Consider the following 16,574-nt stretch of genomic DNA (forward strand, 5'->3'; position numbering starts at 1 on the left):
GATGACCTCGACGACCGGCGAACCGGCCGAGCTGCGCGGCGACGCCGACATGTACACCAAACCGGTGCTGATGATCTACGACCCGATCGCGCTGGGAATGGTCTGCCCCGTCGCCTGGCGCTGTTCCCGCCGGACGATGCTGTCCTTCTACAACGACAGCGTCAGGGGCGACCACCTGGACATCGGTCCGGGCTCCGGCTTCTTCCTCGACAAGTGCCGCTTCCCCACCAGGACTCCGCGCATCACCCTGCTCGACCTCAACGAGTTGGTGCTGCGCACCGCGGCCGGGCGCATCGCGCGGTACCGCCCGACGACCGTCGTCCGGGACGTGCTCGGTGATCTCGACCTGGGCGAGCGGAAGTTCGAGTCGGTCGCCCTGCAGAACGTGCTGCACTGTCTGCCCGGGACGATGAAGCAGAAGGGCGTGGTGTTCGACAACGTCCGCCCGTACGTCGCCGACGGCGGTGTCGTCTTCGGCTGCACCGTGCTCGGCAAGGAGCCCCCGTTGCCGGCCCACGGCCGGTGGATGATGGAGAAGTACAACCAGGCCGGCTCCTTCCGCAACACCGAGGACGGCGTGGAGGAACTGGAGGCCCAGCTCGCGGCGCGGTTCACCCGGTACTCGGTGCGCACGCGCGGCGCGGTGGCGTTCTTCGAGGGCCACTGCTGAGCCCGTGAGCCGGAGCGGGCGGCACGCACCGGAGTGCGCGCCGCCCGGCCCCTTCCCGCGAAAACCACGGAATCCGAGGTCCCGGTGTCCCGGTGTGCCGGAAATCGCGGCGGCTTCCGCACCGTCCTACGGAGCCGCCACGTCGCAACGCTTCATGACCGACGACAGTACCGACCGCGTCTCACCGCTGACCGGGACGCCGAGTTCGTCATGGAGCCGGCTTTCACAAACGCTGTACCATTTCAGCGCCATTCCGAGATCACCCCGCTTTCCGTGGAGTTCCATCATCAGGCGGTAGGTGCGTTCGTTGTAGGGGTCGATTTCACTGGCGCGCCGGCACCACTCAATCGCACCGAAGTCGTCTCCGCCCTTGATCGCCAGGGCGGCCAGCCGCTGCACCACCTTCAGGCCCGTCGACTGGTGCCAGGCCCTTTCCGTTTCCGCCCAACGCGCCTCCTCGCTCGGCAGGAAAGGGCCGCGGTACAGCGCGGCGGCCGCCTTGTACTCGCGTACCGCGGCCGCCCGGTCGCCCCGCTGTTCCAGGGTGAACCCGCGTGTAGCGTGCCCGCGGAACGCCTCGCAGTCCACCCAGATTCCGGACGCCCGCAGCACGTACCCGAAGTCCTGGTACTCCACCCGGACACCGCTCGTCAGAGGCCCGTCCGCGAGGGCCTTGCGCAGCGCGTGGACGGCGACCTTGAGCGAGCTGTTGCCGGGCGACTTGTCCTCGCCCGGCCACAGCACCTCGCTCAGGACGTCGCGGGACACGACCGTGTCCCGCCGAGTGATCAGATACTGCAGGAGGTTCCTGGCCTTGCCGGCGCGCCAGCGCGCCACCGGGACTCCGTCGGCCAGGACCTCGAAGTCTCCCAGCAGCCTGACTTGTAATTCGCCACAGATCACGTATCCCCCAACACATGTGTGATCTCACCCCGTTGTCGGCGAAGCTGTGCCGTCCCGCGGATACAAGGAGCGACGCATCTCGTGACGTTCGCACCGCGACCGCTGGTTCCCGGACGGCAGTCGTCAGCCTAAATGATCCATTTCAGAACAGCCAGAAGCCGGAAAGTGGTGTTCAGCGAGGAACACTTTCAAACTTCACCCAACATCACCGGCGAGTCCGCGCATAACCCGGCACGAACCGGGGGGCCTTACGTTCCTTGCATGACGCTCAGTATGGAAGACGGTGTACCGGCGGCCCCGTCCCTGCACGGCGAACGGCAGGCCGCGTACTACGAGTCGCTGCTGGACCTCGAGCGGCGCTGGGACGGTGATCCGTCCTCGGAGGAACTCGCCGCCTGGCGCGAGCGGCGCACGGCCGAGGTGGTCGACTGGGTGAGGGCCGAGTCGCCCTTCTACGCGGAGCGGCTGGGCGACGACTGGCAGGGGGAGAAGCAGGACTTCTTCACCACCAAGGCGGACCTCGCGGCGGCAGGCCTCTCCGTCCTCAGCGGGTCGGTCGAGGACGCGCAGGTCTACTACGAGACGACCGGCACCACCGGCCCGCCGACGCCGTGCCCCCGCTCGCCGCTCGAGGTCGCCGTCAGCAACCGGGGGATCCTCCGCGCCTGGCGGGAGATGCTGTCCCGGCACTTCCCGGGCGAGCGTCCCTTCGTCGCGGTGATGGGCCCCTCGGAGCTCTACGCCTTCGGCGACGTCTTCGGCGACGTCGCGCGGTCCTGCGGCCTCGGCCATGTGAAGCTGTGGCCCGACTCCCCGCGCGTCGGGTTCGCCAGGGCACTGCGGCTGCTGCGGGAGCTGTCCGTCTCGGTGGTGGCGTGCGCGCCGTCCATGGTGCTGGAGCTGGCGCGGGAGCTGCTGCGCACCGGCCAGGACCCCGCCGACCTGGGTATCCGGCAGTTCCTCGTGCTGGGGGAGGTGAGCACTCCCGAGTTCCTCCGCAACGCCGGGACGCTGTGGCCGGGTTCGCGGGTCGGTCCCGGCATGTACGGCTCGCAGGAGGCGATGTGCATCGCCGGCGGCTGGCCCGACGGCCGGCTGCGGCTGTCCGAACCCAACTACGCCGTGGAGCTGGTCGACCCGGAGACGGGCACGCCGTCGCCGGGCGACACCGGTGAGCTGGTCGTCACCATGCTCACCCCGGGCGTGAAGCCGCTGATCCGCTACCGCACCGGCGATCTGGTCCGGATCGACCCCTGGGCACCGGGAGATCTGCCGGGGCGCGCGCTGACCGTGCTGGGCCGGGCGAAGGACAACGTGGTGTTCGCCGTCGGCGGCCCGGTCACGGCGTACGACCTGGAGGAGGCGGCCCTGACCGGGCTGGAGCGCTGTCTCGGCTACCAGATCGTCCTGGAGGACGCCGCGGAGGCTTCGGGGGCGCCGGGGGACCGGGTGGTGCTGCGCGTGCAGTTCGCCGATGCGGCGCCCGCACCGGAGCGGACCGCGGCGGCCGTCGGGCGGCTGACCGCACTGACCGGTGCCGAGGTGCGCGTGGAGGTCGTCGACGACCTCGACGCACGGGCCCATCAGGGCGCCCTGATCAGCTGGAAGGCCGCACGCATCGTGGACGACCGCAAGGGGGCGCGGTGAACCCGGAGAGCACGGCGGAACACGAGAAGCCGTCCACGCGTCCCGGCCTGCACGTGGCGGGAGACCACCGCGCTCCGCACGCCGCCGTCAGCCACGTGGTGCGGCGAAGGCCCGACCCGGACGGGTCCGGCACCGCCCTCAGGGCGGCCGTGCTGGCCACCATGGTCCGGTACTGCCGCGGCGGCCGGGTCGACGTGGCCGACCACCGGGAGGTGCGGTCGTACGACGTCGACCTCGACTCCCCCCTCGGTGAGCTGCTGGAACTGGCCGCCACCGACGGTGTCCCCCGGCCCCGGGCCGCGGAGGCGTCCGTCGCGCTGCTGCCCGTCGGCAGGGCTCCGGTGGTGGACGCCACGCTCTGCGTGCAGTGGGCCGGTGAGGGTGCCGAGGAGTTCGTGGTGGCGTCACCGGCACGCCGGCACGGTCCCGTCGCGGTAGGGCAGTTCGCGGATGCCGTGCGCACCTTCCTGGAGGTGTTCGCGGAGGCCGACGGGCCGTCCCTGGCGCAGATGACGGTGGCATCCGTCGGCATCCTGGACGCCGGCCGCGACGCCGCCGTCGGGCGGGGGCCCGTGCTGCCGCCGGCCGGTGAGCAGGTCCACCGCACGGTCGCCCGGCTGGCCGTCGAGGCCCCGGACCGTCCCGCCGTCGAGGACGGGGACGTCGTCCTCACCTACCGGCGGCTGGCCGGCGCCATGCTGGCCACCCGGGACCGGATGCGCGCGGCCGGAGTGACCGCCCACGACGCGGTGGCCGTCGCGATGGACCGCGGGGCCGGCAGCGCGGTGGCGCAGCTCGCCGCGTTCGCCGCCGAATGCCGCGTCGTCCTGGTCGACCCGACCCTCCCGGCGGCCCGCGTCCGGTACATGCTGCGGGACTCGCGGGCCGCCCTGGTGGCGGTGGCCTCCCCGGACCACGAGGTGGCCCGGCTCGCCGCTTCCCTGGGCCTCGCCACGCTCGTGCCCGACACGGACCCGGCGCAGGCCCACCCACCGGAGCCGGAGCCGCGCGGGAGTGCGGCGGCGCTGCCCGAGCTTCCGGAGCACGCGGTCAGCCACATCGCCTACACGTCCGGTTCGACCGGCGAGCCCAAGGCGGTGCAGCTGCGGCACGGCCCCATGCGCAACACCGCGACGGCCCTGGCGGAGGCCTGCGGACTGTCGGCCGCCACCCGCGGCTCCTGGTTCTGCCCTCCGGGCGTGGGCATGGTCGAGGTCGACATGTTCCCGGTCCTGGCGGCCGGCGGCACGGTGGTCGTGGCCCCGGTGTCGGTCGGCACCGACCCGGTGGCCGTCCAGGAGTGGCTGCTGGACCACCGGATCTCGCACACCCTGCAGACCACCGTCGTCGCCGAGCACCTGCTCAAGATGGCCTGGCCCGCGAAGCCGGCCCTGGTCTCCATGCGGGTCGCCGGCGAACGGCAGCGGCTGTGGCCCCCCGCGGACTGTCCCTTCCAGGTGCTCAACGTCTACGGCTCCACCGAGGCGAACGTCGTGGCCGTCTGCGACCTGACGGAGTTGGTGCGCGAGGGCGCCGGGCAGGCCGGCCTCGCCCCGCCGATCGGCCGTCCGGTACGCAACGTCGCCCTGCACATCCTCGACGAGGAGCTGCGTCCCCTGCCCCGCCACGCGGTGGGCGAGCTGTGCATCTCGGGCCGCAGCCTCTCGCGCGGCTACCTCAACCACGAGGCGGCGAACGCCCAGCGGTTCCTGCCCAATCCGCTGCCCGGGGAGGAGTTCCCGGTCCTCTACCGCAGCGGGGACCTGGCGCGGATGGACGGCGACGGCCTGGTCGACGTGGTGGGCCGGATGGACGACGAGGTGAAGATCCGCGGCTACCGCGTCCACCCGGGCGCCGTGGAACGGGAGCTGTCCACCCTCCCGGGTGTCGCCGCCTGCGCGGTGATCGCGGAGCAGCCCGACTCCGGGGAGTCCCGGCTGGTCGGCTTCGTGGAGCGGGCCCCCGGCCCGGTGGGCTCCGCCCTGGACTCCTCCCGTGTCCGCAAGGAGCTGGAGCGGCTTCTGCCCGCGTACATGGTCCCGTCCGTCCTGACGTTCGGCCCGCTCCCGGTGAACCGCAACGGCAAGATCGACCGGGCCGCCCTGCGCGAACGCCCCCGAGCGGGTCACCGGCACCGGGCCCCCGCGTCGGAGACGGAGCGCAGGCTGGTGGAGCTGTTCGCACAGGTCCTGGGCCAGGGCGACGTCGGTGCCGACGACCACTTCTTCGAGCTGGGCGGCAGCTCGCTGAGCGCCGCCCTGCTCGTCCGCAAGGCCGTGGAGGAACTCGGTGCGGAACTCACCATGGTGGACCTCATGGAGGCGCCGACGGCCGCCCGGCTGGCCCTCCGCTGCACGCCGCCTCCCCCGGACCGCCTCAGCCCTCGGCCGGGGCCAGCCTCAAGGAGATCGAGTTGATGCAGTACCGCTGGTCGGTCGGGGTCGGGTAGCCCTCGCCCTTGAAGACGTGCCCGAGGTGCGAACCGCACCGGGCACAGCGCACCTCCGTGCGGACCATCCCGTGGGAGCGGTCCTCGATCAGCTCGACCGCGTCGGTGTCCTTCGGGTCGTAGAAGGACGGCCAGCCGCAGTGCGACTCGAACTTGGTCGTGGAGGTGAACAGCTCGGCGCCGCAGGCACGGCAGGAGTAGACGCCCTCGGTCTTGGTGTCGGTGTACTCACCGGTGAAGGCCGGCTCCGTGGCGGCCTCGCGCAGCACGGCGTACTCGGCCGGGGCCAGCTCCGCCCGCCACTGCTCGTCCGGCTTCTCGACGTCGTACGACATGAGTCCTCAGCCCCTTACTTCGGCAGTTCGTCCAGGATGCGCGGTCCGAGGTCGGTGACGTCGCCCGCGCCCATGGTGAGAACGAGATCACCGGCCTTCGCCATTCCCGCGACCAGCGCGGGCGCCGCGTCCTTGTCGTGGACCGGGGTGACGTCCGCGCCCGCCGCGCGGGCCGCCTCGATGATCAGCTCGCTGGTGACTCCCGGGATCGGGTCCTCGCGGGCCGGGTAGATGTCGAGGACGACCGAGGCGTCGGCGAGGGCCAGCGCCTGGCCCATCTCCTTGCCCAGCTCCTGGGTGCGGGAGAACAGGTGCGGCTGGAAGAGGACCAGGATGCGGGCGTCGCCGACCGCGGCGCGCATGGCCTCCAGGTCGGCGGTCATCTCGGTGGGGTGGTGCGCGTAGGAGTCGACGACCTGGACGCCGGCCGCCTCGCCCTTGAGCTGGAGGCGCCGCTTGACGCCGGTGTAGGCCGCCAGCGCCGCGGCCAGCTCGGCGGCGGGGACACCGAGGGCGGCGCCCGCGGCCAGGGCGGCGACGGCGTTGTGGGCGTAGTGGCGGCCGGGGACGGAGACGGCGAAGGTCAGCTCGGCCCCGTCGAGGACGACGGTGACCTCGCTCTTCAGGCCCTGCGGGACGACCGACAGGATGCGCACGTCGGCGTCCTCGGACTCCCCGTACGTCACGGTGCGCACCTTGCCGGCCAGTCGCCGGGTCAGCTCCCGGGCGCCCTCGTGGTCGGCGGCGATCACCAGGGTGCCGCCGGGGACGATCCGGTCGGCGAAGGTCTCGAAGGACTCGTAGATCTCGTCCATCGAGGCGTAGTTGGCGTGGTGGTCCAGCTCGACGTTGAGGACGATGGCGACCTCGGGGGCGTACTTGTGGAAGCTGCGGTCGCTTTCGTCCGCCTCGGCGACGAAGATCTCGCCGTCGCCGTGCAGGGCGTTGGAGCCGGGGGCGTCCAGGTCGCCGCCGATCGCGTACGACGGGTTCAGGCCCAGCTCGGACAGGGAGACCGCCAGCATCGAGGTGGTGGTGGTCTTGCCGTGCGTACCGGCGACCGCGATCGGGCGCAGGCCGTTCATCAGGGCGGCGAGGGCGTCGGAGCGGTGCACGACCGGGATGCCCAGCTCGGCGGCGCGGGCCAGCTCCGGGTTGTCCTCCCGGATGGCCGAGGAGACGACCACGCAGCTCGCGTCGTCGGCGAGGTGGTCCGCCGCGTGCCCGATGTGCACGGTGGCGCCGAGCGCGCGCAGCGCCTCGGCGGTCGCGGACTCCTTGGCGTCGCTGCCCGCCACGGCGGCGCCGCGCTGGGCGAGGATCTTGGCGATGCCCGACATTCCGGCGCCGCCGATGCCGATGAAGTGCGGTCGGTCCATGGCGGTAGGAAGGCCGGGTGCCATGCGCTGTTCTCCCAGGGTGATCCGTGCGTGATCCGTTGACGGGCGCGCCCCCTCGGCGGGGGCGCGGCACCAGCCTATGCCTTGCTGTGCGAGAAGAGTTTCAGGACCGGTACGCCGACCTTGTGCCGGGCCCTGGAGGCCCAGTCCCGGTGGAAGAACTCCTCCACGTAGTGCGGATCGGTCAGGACGATCACCTCGTCGGCCGCGATCTCCATGACCAGGGCCTTGAGCTCGTCCAGCGGGTGGTTCTCGATCAGCCGGCCCTCGGCCCGGGCGCCGGACGCGCGCAGGGCGGTGAGGGACACCTCCAGGGCCCGCTCGCCCACGCTCTGCGCCTCCCGGCCCTCCGGCGTCTCCCCCTCCCGCACGGCGTCGTCGAGCTCGCCGAGCGCGACGTCGTCGATGGCCCGCAGCAGGCGGTCCGCCTGATCGCCGCGCGGCTGGAGCAGCACGTGGAAGGCGACCTGCTCGTCCCCGTGCAAGGTGGTGACGAACTCCACGTCGGCGGACGTCAGGGCCTTCTCGATCATCAAAACGCTTGTGAACACCAGGCGCCCCTTCTCCTTCGAGGGCCCGTGGGCCCACCCTCCGTAGGCCGGAAACGGACCCTGCGGAAACCATCCTGCCCCGTGAGCGCACGGGTACTGCCGGAATCAGTGTGCCCGGCGGAGGCTAAACGGAACGGAAGATTCCGCCGATTCCCGGATGTGCGGTAACGACCGAACTGCTGTCCGGTCGTCGCCGCCCACTCGTGCCCGGGATCGCCCTAGTCACGCCGGTAACGACTGAAGAGGAAACCTTCCTCCTCCAGTAGGGACACCAGTGCGAACCGCCGCGGGACCTCGACCGCCGGTCCGCCCGCGATCCGCTGCGCGCTCCCCGCCGTCAGCATCGGGGAGACGGTCAGGCACAGCTCGTCGAGCACCCCGGCCGTGACGAACTGCCCCAGCAGCCGCGGACCGCCCTCGGTCAGCAGCCGGGTGTGCCCCAGCTCCGCGAGCGCCGTGAGGGCACGGGCCGGGTCCACGCCGACGCCCTCCCCCGCGGTCACCACCCGCGCCCCGGCCCTCTCGGCGGCCGCGATCCGGTCCGGGGCCGCGGCGGCTCCGGTCAGGATCAGGGTGGGTACGGCCGGGGAGGTGAACAGCGGCAGCGAGAAGTCCAGCTCCAGGCTCGCGCTGACCACGGCGACCGCCGGCACGGGTGCCTGGCCGGCGGCCCGCCGGGCCTCGGCGAAGTCCGCCCGCGCGCGGGCGGGGCGGTACCCCTCCTGCCGTACGGTCTCGGCCCCGGCGATCACGACGTCCGCCAGCGCGCGCAGGGTGCCGAAGACGCGCATGTCGGCCGCGCTGGAGATGGGCTGGGAGCGGCCGTCGTGCTGGGCGGCGCCGTCGAGGGTGGAGACCATGTTGGCCCGCAGCCACGTCTCGCGCCGTCCGTCCGGCTCGGGATAGGCGTAGGCGGTCGCCAGCTCGGCCAGGCTCCACTCCCGGTCGGCTCCGTCGAAGCCCGGGCCGGCTGTCTGATCGGTCACAGGGGGCAGGGGGAACAGGCGTCGCATGGGGTGCAGTGTTCCACGCCCCCGCCACCCCAACCGCGCGTGCCGACGCCCGTGACGCCGCAGGCCGGCGCCCCGGTGGCCTCGCCCGGGGCGGCCCGGGACGGCACGCCCTCCTGGCCGCCGGTCGGCCGCCGCCTGCCCACCAGTCCCGGGTCGCCCCGCTGCCTGGCCGCCGACCCCCGGCCCCTCGACCACCGGCCCGCCCATCGCCCCCGGCGGGCTCCTGCCGCGCCACGCCACCCGTGCCGCCCGGCCGTGTCCACGCTCCGGCCCCACCGTCCGGGCGGCAACGAGGCTTCCCGGGCAGGCCCTACCATTGAGTACCGTGTCGTCCTCCTCCGCCTCCGTTCCCGCCCCGATAACCGGGACGGCTCCGGCCACGGTCTCCCTGTGCGCCCGCGAGCCCCACGTCCCCGCGGACCGTCTGGTCGCCGAGATGGTGCCCCCGCCGCGTTTCGACTCGGTCCGCTTCAGCACGTACATCCCGGACCCGAACCAGCCCAGCCAGAGCGAGGCCGTACGGGTCCTGGAGGGCTTCGCGAGCGGGCTGGGCGAGGCTCCCGGCGCGACCGGCGGCAGGCGCGGGTTCCTCGGGTTCGGCCGCGGCAGGGCGCCGAAGGCCCCGGCCGGCCCCCGTGGCGTGTACCTCGACGGCGGCTACGGCGTCGGCAAGACGCACCTGCTGGCCTCCCTGTGGCACGCCACCCCCGCCGAGCCCTCCCGCAAGGCCTTCGGCACCTTCGTGGAGCTGACCAACCTCGTCGGCGCCCTCGGCTTCCAGCAGACCGTGCGGACCCTCTCCGGGCACCGCCTCCTGTGCATCGACGAGTTCGAGCTCGACGACCCGGGCGACACCGTCCTCGTCTCCAGCCTGCTCGCCCGGCTCGTGGAGTCCGGCGTGGCGCTCGCCGCCACCTCCAACACGCTGCCCGGCAAGCTCGGCGAGGGCCGCTTCGCGGCGGCCGACTTCCTGCGCGAGATCCAGGGCCTGTCCGCCCACTTCCGCGCCCTGCGCATCGACGGCGAGGACTACCGCCACCGCGGCCTGCCCGAGGCCCCGGCGCCGTACTCCGACGACCAGGTGACCCGTACCGCACAGGCCACCGGGGGCGCGTCCCTGGACGACTTCCCCGCCCTCCTCGACCACCTCGCCCGCGTCCACCCCAGCCGTTACGGCGCCCTGACCGACGGTCTCACGGCCGTGTGCCTCACCGGGGTGCGCCCGGTGCCGGACCAGTCGACGGCGCTGCGGCTCGTGGTGCTCGCGGACCGGCTCTACGACCGCGAGGTGCCCGTCCTGGCGTCCGGGCTGCCCTTCGACCGGCTGTTCAGCGAGGAGATGCTGAAGGGCGGGTACCGCAAGAAGTACTTCCGGGCGATCTCCCGGCTCACCGCGCTGGCCCGGGACGCGGCCCGTCTCGTCGAGACCCCCTGAGGACCGGACGACAGCGGTCCGGTTCACGCCTGCCCAGGCCTGACACGGGCCCCGTACCGGGCCTATCGTGACGGTAAGGGCGAAATCGGCCCTCCCGCCGAGGAGGTCGTCATGGTCCAGGAGTTCCTGACCGCGATCGTCGCCGTCGTCTGCGTGGGCGTCCTCTACGTCCTCGCGGCGGCCCGGGTCGTCAGGCAGTACGAACGCGGGGTCGTCTTCCGGCTCGGACGGCTCGCGGGGGAGCCGCGAGGTCCGGGCTTCACGATGATCGTGCCGTTCGTGGACCGGCTCCACAAGGTGAACCTGCAGATCGTCACGCTGCCCGTGCCCGCCCAGGAGGGCATCACCCGGGACAACGTCACCGTGCGGGTGGACGCCGTCGTGTACTTCAAGGTCGTCGACGCGGCCAACGCGGTGGTCAGGGTCGAGGACTACCGGTTCGCCGTCTCGCAGATGGCCCAGACCTCACTCCGGTCGATCATCGGCAAGAGCGACCTGGACGACCTGCTGTCCGACCGGGAGAAGCTCAACCAGGGACTGGAGTTGATGATCGACTCTCCGGCGGTCGGCTGGGGCGTGCAGATCGACCGGGTCGAGATCAAGGACGTGTCCCTGCCGGACACCATGAAGCGCTCGATGGCCCGCCAGGCCGAGGCCGACCGGGAGCGGCGCGCCCGGATCATCAACGCGGACGCCGAGCTCCAGGCGTCGAAGGTGCTGGCGGACGCGGCCCGGCAGATGTCCGAGACGCCCGCGGCCCTGCAACTGAGGCTGCTGCAGACCATGGTGGCCGTGGCCGCCGAGAAGAACTCCACGCTGGTGCTGCCGTTCCCGGTGGAGCTGCTGCGGTTCCTGGAGAAGGCACAGGAGCGCCCGGAGCACGCACAGGACCACCCGGAGCATCCGGAGCGCCCGGAGCCCGTGGAGCGCCCGGAGCACGTGGAGCCTGTGGAGCCCGTGGAGCACCTCAAGCACCCGGTCTAGCGGTGACACGAGCTACACGCGTGGTTCCCGGGGCTCCTGGCAGGTGATAGACACAGCGGGGTCACAGTCCTGTCCGCCAGCAGGAAGGTCACCCCATGTCCGCAACTCGACGCCAGGTGCTCGCCCGTACCGGAGCACTGGGCGCAGGCATCGCCTTCACCGGCGCCCTCTCCGAACTCTTCGCCGGCACCGCCGCCGCCCAGCCCGGGGGCCACAGCGGCTACGGTCCCCTGGTCCCCGACCCCGACGGCCTGCTCGACCTGCCCAGGGGCTTCCGCTACCGCGTGCTGTCCCGCGAGGGCGACGAGCTGCGCTCCGGCGAGGGCCCGGTGCCGTCCAACCACGACGGCATGTCGGCCTTCCCCGGGCGTTCCTCCGGCAGAGACGGCCACGGTCACGGGAACGCCCACACCTACCTGGTCCGCAACCACGAGAACCGCGCCAACGGTCGCGTCCCGGTCCCCACCGTCGAGGGTCTGACGTACGACCCGGAGGGCAAGGGCGGCTGTACGGCGCTGGCGCTGGACTCCCGCAACCACGTCCTGTCCGAGCGGGTCGCGATCGCCGGTACGGCCGTCAACTGCGCGGGCGGGCACACACCCTGGAACACCTGGCTGACCTGCGAGGAGACCGAGGACCGGGCCGGCACCAACGGCTACACCAAGGACCACGGCTTCATCTTCGAGGTCGACCCGGTCGACCCGCACCGCACCGGCGCCGTACCGCTGACCGCGATGGGCCGCTTCCAGCACGAGGCGATCGCCGTGGACCCGCGAAGCGGCGTCGTCTACGAGACGGAGGACGCCTTCGAGCGGCCGTTCGGCCTCTTCTACCGGTTCCTGCCCCAGAAGCCGCTCGGCGGGCGGGGCTCGCTGCGGGCGGGCGGCCGGCTCCAGGCGATGCGGGTGCCCGGCGTGCCCGACCTCTCCTCGATCCAGGAGACGGGCGCGACCTTCGACCGCATCGAGTGGGTGGACGTACCCGACCCGCTGGCGGTCGAGACGCCGATCCGTTTCCAGGACTTCGGCCGGGGCGGCATCACCCACGCGCAGAAGCTGGAGGGCTGCTACTGGGGCGGGCGGAGTGTGTACTTCGTGTCGTCCTTCGCCCACAGCGACGAGGGCTCGGCCGCCGACCACTTCGGCCAGATCTGGCGCTACGACCCCGAGCGGCGCCGGCTCACCCTGGTGATCGTCTTCGGCCCGGACACCGACGTGCAGCTGCCCGGCGAGTCCCCGGACAACATCTGCCTCGCCCCCAGCGGCGGCCTGATGGTCTGCGAGGACGGCAACGGCGCGCAGCACGTCTTCGGCGTCACCCGGCGGGGGGAGGTGTACGCGATGGCCCGCGGCGCCCAGAACATCGGGACGGAGGAGGAGCCCGAGTGGGGTGAGTTCGCCGGTGTCACCTTCTCCCCCGACGGCGACACGATGTACGTCAACTGCTACACGCCCGGCACCACCTTCGCGGTGACGGGGCCCTGGCGCAGGTAGCGGCGCGGGCGGGGCGCGAACCGTCCGGTCACTGAAGCCGCGACCTCGGGGTACCCGGGCCGCATGACTCGGAACGTGCAGGTCAACGGCTCGTACTGGCTTCAGACGGCACCGGGCGGCGCGCCCCGCCCCGCGCTCGCGGAGGATCTCGACGTCGACGTCGCCGTGATCGGCGCCGGCGTCGCGGGTCTCAGCACGGCCTGGGAGCTGGCGCGGGCCGGGCGGAGCGTGGCGGTCCTGGAGGCCGGGCGGGTCGCCGCCGGTGTCACCGGGTACACCAGCGCCAAGCTGACCGTCCAGCACACCCTGGTCTACGACAAGCTGCGCCGCACCCGCGGCCCCGAGGGCGCCCGGCTGTACGCCCGCTCGCAGTCCGAGGCGATCGAGCGCGCCGCCGGGATCGTCGCGGAGCTGGGCATCGACTGCGAGTGGGAGACGCGCGACGCGTACACCTACGTCCGCGATCCGGGCCGCGTCGACGAGGTGCGGGCGGAGGCGGCCGCCGCGAAGGAGGCGGGGCTCCCGGCGTCGTTCGTGACGGAGACCGGGCTGCCGTTCCCGGTGGCGGGCGCCGTGAAGGTGACCGGACAGGCCCAGTTCCATCCCCTGAAGTACCTGCGGGCGCTCGCCGCGGACCTGGAGGCGCACGGCGGGCGGATCTTCGAGGACACCACCGTCCAGGGCCTGGACGAGGGCGAGTCGTGCCGGGTGCGGACGGAGGCGGGAGCGACGGTCACCGCCCGGGACGTCGTGGTCGCCACGCACTACCCGATCTTCGACCGTGCCCTGCTCTTCGCCCGCCTCTCCCCGCGCCGCGAGCTGGTCGTCGCCGGGACCGTCGAGGCGGACCGCGACGTGGACGGCATGTACATCACGCCGGAGGAGAACACCCGCTCGGTGCGTACGGCGCCCCTGGACGACGCGGGCCGCCGCCTGCTCGTCGTCACCGGGGAGCACTTCACGCCGGGCACGGGCGACACCCGGGAGCGCTTCGGGACCCTGGCCGCCTGGGCGGACGAGCACTTCCCCGGCGTCGAGCGCACGTACGCCTGGGCCACCCAGGACATCGACCCCACCGACACCGTGCCGATGGTGGGCCCGCTGCACCCGGGCGCGCACCACACGTACGTGGCCACGGGCTTCGGCGGCTGGGGGCTGAGCGGCGGCATGATGGCGGGCCGGCTGCTGACGGCGCAGATCCGCGGCGAGGAGTGCGCGTGGAGCGGGCTGTACGACCCGCGCCGGCTGCGCACGGCGGTGCGCGAGGCGCCGGCGCTGCTCAGGACGCAGGCGGAGGTGGCCCGGCACTTCGTGGGCGACCGGCTGCGGCCGGTGCCCCCGGTGGACGCGCTGCCGCCGGGCGAGGGCGCGGTGGTCCGGGCGGGCGGCGACCGGCTCGCGGTCTACCGGGACGAGGCGGGCACGCTGCACGCCGTCTCGGCGCGCTGCACCCACCTGGGCTGCCTGGTCGGTTTCAACGCCGCCGAGCGCGCCTGGGAGTGCCCGTGCCACGGTTCCCGCTTCGACACGGACGGCAAGGTGATCGAGGGCCCGGCGACGAAGCCGCTGGAGCGGCGGGACATCTGACGCCGGGGCATGAGCCGGGAGGGTGACCGGACCGGCACGTCGGCCCATGTAGTCATACAAACAGAACATCCCACCCATACGTTCGTACGGTGATCTCTCTCGTACGACGTGCGACCGCGCTCTGTGCCCTGGGCGCCGCCCTCACCGCCTGCGGAACGAGCGGGGCCGGGCAGACCCCCCGCCCCGCGCCCTCGGCTCCCGCCCCGTCTCCGTCCCCCTCCCGGACGCCCACCCTCGCCCCCGGCCCCGCGGGCCTGACCCCCGTCTTCGAACACGGCCCCCGCACGGACGGCACGAAGGACGGTACGAAGGACGGCAAGACGGTCGCCCTCACCTTCGACGCCGACATGACCGCCGACCAGGGGCCGCGGGCGGCCGCGGGTGAACGCTTCGACAACCCGCCACTGATCGCGACGCTGCGGAGGCTGAAGGTGCCGGCCACGGTCTTCATGACCGGCCGCTGGGCCGAGGAGTACCCCGAGGAGGCCCGTTCCATCGGCCGGGACCCGCAGTTCGAGATCGCCAACCACTCCTACAGCCACTACGCCTACACCGACGACTGCTACGGCCTGCCGACGGTCGCCAAGGCCGACATGCGCTCGGACCTGGAGCGCGCGTACGCCGCGTTCGAGAAGGCCGGGGTGCCGAACCCGATGCCGTACTTCCGCTTCCCCGGCGGCTGTTACGACGACACGGCTCTCAAGGAGCTGTCGGCCACCGGGGTCACCGCCGTGCAGTGGGACGTGGTGAGCGGGGACGCCTTCGCCACGGACGCCGACGCGGTGACCCGGCAGGTCCTCGACGGGGTGCGGCCGGGTTCGGTCGTCGTCATGCACTGCACGCGCAGCGCCGCCCCGGTGACCGAGGAGGTGGTGCGGGCGGTCGTGCCCGAGCTGCGCCGCCAGGGCTACCGCTTCGTGAAGGTCTCGCAGCTGATCGGCGCCGCGAACGGGCGCGCCTGACGTCCTGCGCCGACGTCCTACGCTGGAGACATGAGCAGCGACCACGACCAAGGCCCGGACGACTCCGGCCCCGGCTGCGAGCCCGGCGGCTACTGCCTGATCGACACGGCACCCCGGCCGCCCAGGGCGGACGGCCCGCCGTACGCGGACTGCGTCCTGTGCCGGGAGCCGACCGAGTACCCGGAGTCGTACAGGGGCATCACGCTCTGCCCGGTCTGCGAGTGGCAGGAAGCGCAGCGCACCGCCTGCTCGGGCTGACGACCTGCGCGCGAACAGCCCCCACGCCCAGGAGGGCGGCCCGGCAGCCCCCGGCGGGTGGCTTGGCAGACTGTAGGGCGTGAGCAATGACCCGACGGCACCCGTCCCCGCGCCCGTTTCCGTTCCCGACAGTCCCTTCCGTCCCGAGCCCGGCGACCGGGACCTCGCGCCGCAGTTCGTGCTGCCGCTCGTCGTGCGCATCGAGCGGGCGGCGCCGCCGGCCCGTACCGACGCGCTGGAGACCTCGGCCCGGGCGGTGCTGGTGATGCTCGGCGACGCGCGGTCGACCGGTGACGGCGAGTGGGCCCGGGCGATGCGGGACTGGCAGGACGCCCGCATCCGCAAGGTCGTCAGGCGGGCCCGGGGCGCGGAGTGGCGGCGGGCCGAGGCGCTGCCCGGCATCACGGTCACCGGCAAGGATGCCGAGGTGCGGGTCTTCCCGCCGGTCCCGCTGGACGGCTGGCCGAAGGACCTGGCCCGCCTCCAGGTCTCCGGCACCGACCTCGACGACCCGGAGCCGCCCGCCGACGCCGACCCCACCGCACCGGTGCTCTGGCTGAACCCCGACCTGGACATGTCGGCGGGCAAGGCGATGGCCCAGGCCGGCCACGGTGCGCAGCTCGCCTGGTGGGAGCTGTCGGACGGCGAGCGGGCGGCGTGGCGCGACGCGGGCTACCCGCTGTCGGTACGCACCGCGGACCCGGCCCGCTGGGCCGGCCTCACCACCGGCGGCCTGCCCGTGGTGCGCGACGCCGGCTTCACGGAGATCGCGCCGGGTTCGTGCACGGTGGTCGCGGACCATCCGGCGCTGCGGCGGTAGGAACCTCAGATGTTGCTCTGAACCGGCCCCGCCCGGGGTTCGGCCCGGGCCGGGTGGGCGATACCCC

At 73.0% G+C, this 16,574-nt stretch carries 15 protein-coding genes; 10 read left to right on the forward strand and 5 right to left on the reverse strand.

Annotated elements, in window-relative coordinates:
• The first annotated feature begins 1 nt into the window (after position 1).
• Entirely contained in the window at positions 2–670 is a 669-nt protein-coding gene (locus D1J63_RS07845) for a class I SAM-dependent methyltransferase (protein WP_125628329.1), read from the forward strand.
• Between the two features lie 126 nt (positions 671–796).
• Here the strand turns inward: D1J63_RS07845 and D1J63_RS07850 are convergent, their stop codons facing one another.
• Entirely contained in the window at positions 797–1,573 is a 777-nt protein-coding gene (locus D1J63_RS07850) for a BTAD domain-containing putative transcriptional regulator (protein ID WP_125628330.1), read from the reverse strand.
• 261 nt (positions 1,574–1,834) lie between these two features.
• Between D1J63_RS07850 and D1J63_RS07855 the strand changes: the two genes are divergently transcribed.
• Together D1J63_RS07855 and D1J63_RS07860 are read left to right on the forward strand one after the other, a co-directional pair.
• Positions 1,835–3,220, forward strand: a complete 1,386-nt coding sequence (locus D1J63_RS07855; protein WP_125628331.1) for an AMP-binding protein — start codon at positions 1,835–1,837, stop codon at positions 3,218–3,220.
• Positions 3,217–5,637, forward strand: a complete 2,421-nt coding sequence (locus D1J63_RS07860) for a non-ribosomal peptide synthetase (protein ID WP_125628332.1) — start codon at positions 3,217–3,219, stop codon at positions 5,635–5,637. The genes D1J63_RS07855 and D1J63_RS07860 overlap by 4 nt, the downstream gene beginning before the upstream one ends.
• Here the strand turns inward: D1J63_RS07860 and msrB are convergent.
• From msrB to D1J63_RS07880, 4 genes are all read right to left on the reverse strand, one after another.
• Positions 5,597–6,004: a peptide-methionine (R)-S-oxide reductase MsrB gene (gene msrB, locus D1J63_RS07865; protein ID WP_102929196.1), complete on the reverse strand. Its 408-nt coding sequence runs from the start codon at positions 6,002–6,004 to the stop codon at positions 5,597–5,599. The two genes, D1J63_RS07860 and msrB, sit on opposite strands and share 41 nt — an antisense overlap.
• Before the next feature lie 14 nt (positions 6,005–6,018).
• Positions 6,019–7,407, reverse strand: coding sequence for a UDP-N-acetylmuramate--L-alanine ligase (murC, locus tag D1J63_RS07870; protein WP_125628333.1), 1,389 nt, complete (start codon positions 7,405–7,407; stop codon positions 6,019–6,021).
• A 74-nt stretch (positions 7,408–7,481) separates the two neighbouring features.
• Positions 7,482–7,955: an indole-3-glycerol phosphate synthase gene (locus D1J63_RS07875; RefSeq protein WP_176153370.1), complete on the reverse strand. Its 474-nt coding sequence runs from the start codon at positions 7,953–7,955 to the stop codon at positions 7,482–7,484.
• A 218-nt stretch (positions 7,956–8,173) separates the two neighbouring features.
• Positions 8,174–8,968, reverse strand: coding sequence for a pyrimidine reductase family protein (locus D1J63_RS07880; protein ID WP_125628334.1), 795 nt, complete (start codon positions 8,966–8,968; stop codon positions 8,174–8,176).
• Positions 8,969–9,293: 325 nt separating this feature from the next.
• Between D1J63_RS07880 and zapE the strand changes: the two genes are divergently transcribed.
• The 7 genes from zapE to D1J63_RS07915 all read left to right on the forward strand — a co-directional run bounded on the left by zapE (position 9,294) and on the right by D1J63_RS07915 (position 16,507).
• On the forward strand, positions 9,294–10,403 hold the full coding sequence (gene zapE / locus D1J63_RS07885) for a cell division protein ZapE (protein ID WP_206436759.1): 1,110 nt from the start codon (positions 9,294–9,296) through the stop codon (positions 10,401–10,403).
• 111 nt (positions 10,404–10,514) lie between these two features.
• Positions 10,515–11,387 (forward strand): slipin family protein, encoded by an 873-nt coding sequence (locus D1J63_RS07890; RefSeq protein WP_241235531.1) that lies wholly within the window; start codon positions 10,515–10,517, stop codon positions 11,385–11,387.
• 95 nt (positions 11,388–11,482) lie between these two features.
• Positions 11,483–12,880, forward strand: a complete 1,398-nt coding sequence (locus tag D1J63_RS07895) for a PhoX family protein (RefSeq protein WP_125628335.1) — start codon at positions 11,483–11,485, stop codon at positions 12,878–12,880.
• A 63-nt stretch (positions 12,881–12,943) separates the two neighbouring features.
• On the forward strand, positions 12,944–14,467 hold the full coding sequence (locus D1J63_RS07900) for an FAD-dependent oxidoreductase (RefSeq protein WP_125628336.1): 1,524 nt from the start codon (positions 12,944–12,946) through the stop codon (positions 14,465–14,467).
• 89 nt (positions 14,468–14,556) lie between these two features.
• Positions 14,557–15,429 (forward strand): polysaccharide deacetylase family protein, encoded by an 873-nt coding sequence (locus tag D1J63_RS07905; RefSeq protein WP_125628337.1) that lies wholly within the window; start codon positions 14,557–14,559, stop codon positions 15,427–15,429.
• A 30-nt stretch (positions 15,430–15,459) separates the two neighbouring features.
• A complete protein-coding gene (locus D1J63_RS07910; RefSeq protein ID WP_125628338.1) occupies positions 15,460–15,687 on the forward strand; it encodes a hypothetical protein in 228 nt (75 codons plus the stop codon).
• A 79-nt stretch (positions 15,688–15,766) separates the two neighbouring features.
• Complete coding sequence (locus D1J63_RS07915; protein ID WP_125628339.1) at positions 15,767–16,507, forward strand: peptidyl-tRNA hydrolase; 741 nt, start codon at positions 15,767–15,769, stop codon at positions 16,505–16,507.
• Positions 16,508–16,574: the final 67 nt, after the last annotated feature.

Source organism: Streptomyces sp. KPB2 (genome assembly GCF_003950055.1).
Lineage (GTDB): Bacteria > Actinomycetota > Actinomycetes > Streptomycetales > Streptomycetaceae > Streptomyces > Streptomyces salinarius.

Coding starts and splice junctions, on each gene's coding strand:
- D1J63_RS07845 (WP_125628329.1), top strand. CDS start 2: ATGACCTCGACGACCGGCGAACCGGCCGAGCTGCGCGGCGACGCCGAC.
- D1J63_RS07855 (WP_125628331.1), top strand. CDS start 1,835: ATGACGCTCAGTATGGAAGACGGTGTACCGGCGGCCCCGTCCCTGCAC.
- msrB (WP_102929196.1), bottom strand. CDS start 6,004: ATGTCGTACGACGTCGAGAAGCCGGACGAGCAGTGGCGGGCGGAGCTG.
- murC (WP_125628333.1), bottom strand. CDS start 7,407: ATGGCACCCGGCCTTCCTACCGCCATGGACCGACCGCACTTCATCGGC.
- D1J63_RS07880 (WP_125628334.1), bottom strand. CDS start 8,968: ATGCGACGCCTGTTCCCCCTGCCCCCTGTGACCGATCAGACAGCCGGC.
- D1J63_RS07890 (WP_241235531.1), top strand. CDS start 10,515: ATGGTCCAGGAGTTCCTGACCGCGATCGTCGCCGTCGTCTGCGTGGGC.
- D1J63_RS07895 (WP_125628335.1), top strand. CDS start 11,483: ATGTCCGCAACTCGACGCCAGGTGCTCGCCCGTACCGGAGCACTGGGC.
- D1J63_RS07900 (WP_125628336.1), top strand. CDS start 12,944: ATGACTCGGAACGTGCAGGTCAACGGCTCGTACTGGCTTCAGACGGCA.
- D1J63_RS07910 (WP_125628338.1), top strand. CDS start 15,460: ATGAGCAGCGACCACGACCAAGGCCCGGACGACTCCGGCCCCGGCTGC.